The organism is Lentzea aerocolonigenes (assembly GCF_000955955.1).
In the GTDB taxonomy this organism is placed as follows: domain Bacteria; phylum Actinomycetota; class Actinomycetes; order Mycobacteriales; family Pseudonocardiaceae; genus Lentzea; species Lentzea aerocolonigenes_A.
The window spans coordinates 1-5,007 of sequence record NZ_JYJG01000466.1 but is presented as its reverse complement, the minus strand read 5'-3'; the positions used below and the strand labels follow the sequence as shown (position 1 = coordinate 5,007).

At 71.2% G+C, this 5,007-nt stretch carries 6 protein-coding genes; 3 read left to right on the top strand and 3 right to left on the bottom strand.

Translation table 11 applies throughout. The annotated features are described in order from the left end of the window. Positions 1-304 (top strand): hypothetical protein (locus UK23_RS53350; protein ID WP_045317739.1); only part of this gene is annotated, 304 nt, incomplete at its 5' end. Positions 305-307: 3 nt separating this feature from the next. On the opposite strand, the gene UK23_RS43765 is transcribed toward UK23_RS53350, so the two are convergent. From UK23_RS43765 to UK23_RS43755, 3 genes are all read right to left on the bottom strand, one after another. Next, positions 308-721: a hypothetical protein gene (locus UK23_RS43765; protein WP_045317738.1), complete on the bottom strand. Its 414-nt coding sequence runs from the start codon at positions 719-721 to the stop codon at positions 308-310. A 96-nt stretch (positions 722-817) separates the two neighbouring features. Then, positions 818-1,606, bottom strand: a complete 789-nt coding sequence (locus UK23_RS43760; RefSeq protein WP_045317737.1) for an SCO1664 family protein — start codon at positions 1,604-1,606, stop codon at positions 818-820. 2 nt (positions 1,607-1,608) lie between these two features. Next, positions 1,609-2,175, bottom strand: coding sequence for a DUF3090 domain-containing protein (locus UK23_RS43755; protein ID WP_045317736.1), 567 nt, complete (start codon positions 2,173-2,175; stop codon positions 1,609-1,611). A gap of 78 nt (positions 2,176-2,253) precedes the next feature. Between UK23_RS43755 and UK23_RS43750 the strand changes: the two genes are divergently transcribed. Both UK23_RS43750 and UK23_RS43745 read left to right on the top strand, forming a co-directional pair. Next, a complete protein-coding gene (locus UK23_RS43750; protein WP_045317735.1) occupies positions 2,254-4,140 on the top strand; it encodes a prolyl oligopeptidase family serine peptidase in 1,887 nt (628 codons plus the stop codon). Next, on the top strand, positions 4,137-4,985 hold the full coding sequence (locus tag UK23_RS43745; protein WP_045317734.1) for a S66 peptidase family protein: 849 nt from the start codon (positions 4,137-4,139) through the stop codon (positions 4,983-4,985). Before UK23_RS43750 ends, UK23_RS43745 begins: the two co-directional genes overlap by 4 nt. Positions 4,986-5,007 lie beyond the last annotated feature (22 nt).

Genomic DNA, 5,007 nt, shown 5'->3' with positions numbered 1-5,007 from the left:
CCCCCGCGTCACGACCGAGGTCAGCGGCACCCGGTTGCTGTTCTCCCCGGCCTCCCACGTGATCGGCCTCGCGGTGCCGGGCGACGAGGCGATCGCGCTCGCCGGGCACCTGTCCGGGCACCGCCTGTCGTATCCGGCGCTGCGGCTGCCCCACCGGCCGGAGTCGATCGTGTTCCTCGCGGTGCCGCGCGATCTGGCCGCGGCCCCGTGGCCGCTGGTCGAGGTGATGCTGCCGCGCCGCAGCCCGCAGCCGATCCCGAGCCTGGTGTCGTTGCTCTCCGCCGTGCGGTCCTTCAGCAGGTGACGATCACGGCGTGGCGGAACGACGGGTGTCACGCGACGGCAGCCACACCAGCACGACGGTCAGCAGCTCCAAAGCGGTGACCACGGGGATGACCGCGTGGAACATCGGCGAGGACCGCCAGGACACGATGCTGAAGACGGCCGCGAGCAGCTGGACGACGGTGGTGGCGATCCGGCCGCGGCCGGCCCCGAGGCGGCGGGTGAGCCACACGTTGAGGATCGCGAAGACCGCGTGGAAGACGGCGGCGGCGATGAGCGCGATCTGGACGGCGCCGTCGACACCGGCAGGCGGCAGGTCCGGGTTCGAGCGGGCGATCTGGTCGTGCAGCTGCCCGCGTTGCCACCACATGATCGCCGGGATGACGACGTGGACGAGGGCGACGGCGATCAGCAGGAACCGGGCGGCGCGCGTGGTCACCTGGCCGAGACTAAGCACCTGGCCAGAAGTTCTGCTCGTTGCTCGTCAAGCGATCCCGGGTCTGGCTCTGTGCCGGCAAGACTTCTGACGAGGTGCTCAGAACGCGGGCCAGGGGATGGCGGGCCAGTCGCCGGAGGGCTCGGGGTAGACGCCGTCCGCGAGGAGCTTGTCGGTGCGCTCCCCCACGGCCCGGACCTCGGCGCGGGTGAGGTGGTCGTGCAGCTGCTCCCCCAGCGAGCCGTCCAGCGCGGATCTCAGCCTGCGCAGCGACTCCAGGACCGGCGCGCCGAGGGGTTCGCGGGCCCAGCCCCACAGCACGGTGCGGAGCTTGGGTTCGGTGTGCAGGCAGATGCCGTGGTCGACGCCGTACACGCCACCGTCGACGGCGTGCAGGACGTGGCCGCCCTTGCGGTCGGCGTTGTTGACCACGACGTCGAACGCCGACATCAGCGCGATGCGCGGGTGGTCGGCGTGCACGAGCACGGCCGGGTCGCCGAAGCGGTCGTGGGCGTGGAAGACCGGGATCCAGCCGGGCTTGACGTCGTCGACGCCGATGATGTCGACGAGTTCGTCCTCTTCGCGGGTGTCGATCCAGAGCTGGACCATGCCGGAGCCGAACGGGCCGGGGCGCAGCACGGTCGGCGGCACGAGGTCGAGACCGGACGCGGCCGAGATCAGGTAGGTGGCCACCTCGCGGCCCGCCAGCGTGCCGTCGGGGAAGTCCCACAGCGGGCGTTCACCGCGCACGGGCTTGTAGACGCACTGGGCGTCGACGCCGTCCAACGAGATCTTGCAGAACAAGGTGGCGTTGGAGGCGTCGACCAGACGGCCCTCGACCTCGATGCGGCCGTGGTTGAGCAGTTCCAGGGCCGCGGCGGTGTCCATGGTCAGTCTTCTTCGGTGCGGCGGTAGCCGTTCTGCCGCGGGCAGATGTGGCCGTCCGGGTCGAGGGGTTCTGCGCACAGCGGGCAGGGTTTGCGGCCGGCGTTGACGACGCGGTCGGCTCGTTCGGCGAACGCGCGGGCCGCTCCAGGGGACAGGAACACCCGCACGGCGTCGGGGCCTTCCTCGGTGTCGTCGAGCACGACGGCTTCGTCGACCTCCTCCTCGGAGATCGCGAGGAGCTCTATGACGACGGCCTTGGACTCGGCGTCCCAGCCCAGTCCCATGGTGCCGACGCGGAACTCCTCCTCGACGGGCACGTCGAGGGGTTCGGTGTCCGGGTCGTCCGGCGGCGGGTCGTCGGGCTCGTCGGTGCCGAAGCGGCGTTGCACCTCCTCGAGCAGCGAGCCGATGCGCTCGGCGAGGACCTGGACCTGCTGCTTTTCCAAGGCGACGCTGATCAGCCTGCTCTGCTCGGAGGCCTGCAGGTAGAAGGTGCGGTCGCCGGGCTGCCCGACGGTTCCTGCGACGAACCGGTCGGGTGCGCGGAATACGTGGATGACACGAGCCATGGCCCTTACGACCCTAGGCCACGCGGAGATCGTCGGCAGGTCCTCCCCCACCAAACACTCCGCGTATAGGGTCGGGTTGTGGTGAAGATCGCTTCGTACGGGACCTGGACCTCGCCGATCACGGCCGGCGACACCTCGAAGCCGGGAGGTGGGTTCCAGTGGGCCGACCTCGCCGGTGAACAAGTGTGGTGGGCGGAGAGCCGTCCGGCGGAGGGCGGCAGAGTCGCTCTGGTGCGTGACGGCGCCGACGTGCTGCCCGCGCCGTGGAACGCCCGCAACCGGGTGCACGAGTACGGCGGCAGGCCGTTCGTGGTGCTGGCCTCCGACCGGGTCGCGTTCACGCACTGGGACGACCAGCGCGTCTACGTGTTCAACCCGGACTCGCCCGAACCGGTGGCGTTGACGCCGGAACCCCAGCGGCACCACGGCTTGCGCTACGCCGACCTGTCCGCCGGTCCGGACGGCGAGGTGTGGTGCGTGCGGGAGACGATCACCGGTGACGCGCGCACCGACGTGCGCCGCGAGCTGGTGGCGATCACGCCGTCCGGTGAGGTGCGGGTGCTGGGCTCGTCGCACCACTTCATGACCGGCCCGAAGATCAGCCCCGACGGCACGAAGTTCGCGTGGATCGGCTGGAACCACCCGCAGATGCCGTGGGACGGCACCGAGCTCTGCGTCGCAGATGTCGGTTCGTCCGAACATCGCGTGGTGTCCGGTTCGCAGACCGAGGCGGTGTGCCAGTTCGAGTGGGAGGGCGACTCCCTGCTGGCGCTGACGGACCCGGACGGCTGGTGGAACCTCTTCCGCGTCGGCCTGGACGGCTCACGCACGAACCTCGCGCCCTGCGAGCAGGAGCTGGGTGGGCCGATGTGGCGGCTGGGCAACCGCTGGTTCGCGACCCTCTCGCCGGGCCGCTACCTGGTGATCCGTTCCGGCCACCTCGCGGTGCTCGACGAGCGGTCAGCGACGGTGACCGACGTGCAGACCGATCTGCCGACGTGGGCGGCGGAACTGGCGGTGCGCGACGGCGTGGTCATCTGCGGCGCGGCGGGCCCGACCTCGGAGTACGCGGTGGTGCGCCTGGACCTCTCCAACGGCGAGCTCACGTACCTCACGGGCGGCGAGCCGGCGGACGAGGACGCGTATCTGCCGGTGCCGGTGGAGCGGCTGTTCGGCGAGATCCCGGCCTACGTGTACCCGCCGTCCAATCCGGACTTCGCCGGGCCAGAGGGTGAGCTGCCGCCGTACGTGGTGCACGTGCACGGCGGCCCGACGGGCCGGGCGTTGCCGAAGCTCGACACCGACATCGCGTACTTCACCAGCCGCGGCATCGGTGTGGTGGCGGTGAACTACGGCGGCTCCACCGGCTACGGCAGGGCGTTCCGGGAGCGGCTGCGCGAGCAGTGGGGTGTCGTGGACGTGGAGGACTGCGCGTTCGTGGCCCAGCAGCTGGCGAAGGAGGGCACGGCCGATCCGCAACGCCTCGGCATCCGCGGTGGTTCGGCCGGTGGCTGGACGTCCGCCGCGTCGCTGACGTCGACGGACGTCTACCAGTGCGGGATGGTCGCGTTCCCGATCCTGGACCTGAAGGGCTGGACGTCGGAGGGCGGCGAGACGCACGACTTCGAGTCCCGCTACGTCGAGGGCCTGGTCGGCACGCTGCCGGAGGCCGAGTCCCGCTACCGCGACCGGTCGCCGTCGGCGAAGGCGCGGCAGGTGTCGGGGCCGGTGCTGTTGCTGCAGGGCCTGGAGGACGAGATCTGCCCGCCGGAGCAGGCGGACCGGTTCGCGGCGGACCTGGCGGGGTCGGGGATCCGGCACGCGTACCTGACGTTCGAGGGTGAGCAGCACGGGTTCCGCAAGGCGGAGACCATCAAGACGGCGCTGGAGGCCGAGCTGTCGTTCTACGGGCAGGTGTTCGGGTTCGTGCCGCCGGGGGTGCCGGTGCTGGAACTGTCCGAGTGAGACTGCTGGTTCCCGGGGACCGGGTCGCGCTGGTGTCACCGGCCGGCCCGGCCGTCCCGGCCAAGGTTCTCGCCGGTGTGGCGGTGCTGCGGTCGTGGGGGCTCGAGGTCACCACACCTGTGGTGGAGCCGTGGTCGTTGCCTTATCTGGCCGGGTCAGACGCCGCTCGCGCCGAGGAGTTCGTGACGGCTTGGTGCTCTGATGTCGCCGCGGTCGTGTGTGTGCGGGGCGGGTACGGGTGTCTGCGGATGGCCGACCTGGTGCCGTGGAAGGACTTGCCGCCGCGGCTGTTCGTGGGCTCGTCGGATGTGACGGTGCTGCACGCCGAGCTGAACGCGGCGGGTCGGCCGACGGTGTTCGGGCCGATGCCGGGGACCTCTGATTTCGTCGACGACCCGGTGGCTCAGCAGCGGCTGCGGTCGTTGTTGTTCGAGGGCGTGTCGTCGTGGACGGCTGGAACGCCTGTGGCGCCGGGGACCGCGCGTGGGGTGCTCACGGGTGGGAACGCGGCGTTGCTCGCGGCGGCGGTGGGCGGGCCTCGCTGGGCGCGGCCGGCCGACGGGGCGATCGCGTTGCTGGAGGACATCGGCGAGGAGCCGTACCGGCTGGACCGGATTCTGACGCAGTTGCTGCGGGCGGGGTGGTTCGCGCCGGTGTCGGGGATCGTGCTGGGGTCGTGGACGGACTGCGGTGACGTGTCGTCGGTGCTGCACGACCGGCTCTCCGGGCTGGGCGTGCCGATCCTGGGTGACTTCGGGTTCGGGCACTGCGCCGGGCAGTGGTCGTTGCCGCTCGGGGTGGAGGCGGTCCTGGACACCTCCGCCCGTTCGCTGCGGCTGGCCTAGTAGTGCTTTGTCGGGTCAGCAA

What these genes read in the sequence shown, in the direction of transcription:
- UK23_RS43760 (WP_045317737.1), bottom strand. Translation starts at nt 1,606, where the DNA reads ATGGACACCGCCGCGGCCCTGGAACTGCTCAACCACGGCCGCATCGAG.
- UK23_RS43755 (WP_045317736.1), bottom strand. Translation starts at nt 2,175, where the DNA reads ATGGCTCGTGTCATCCACGTATTCCGCGCACCCGACCGGTTCGTCGCA.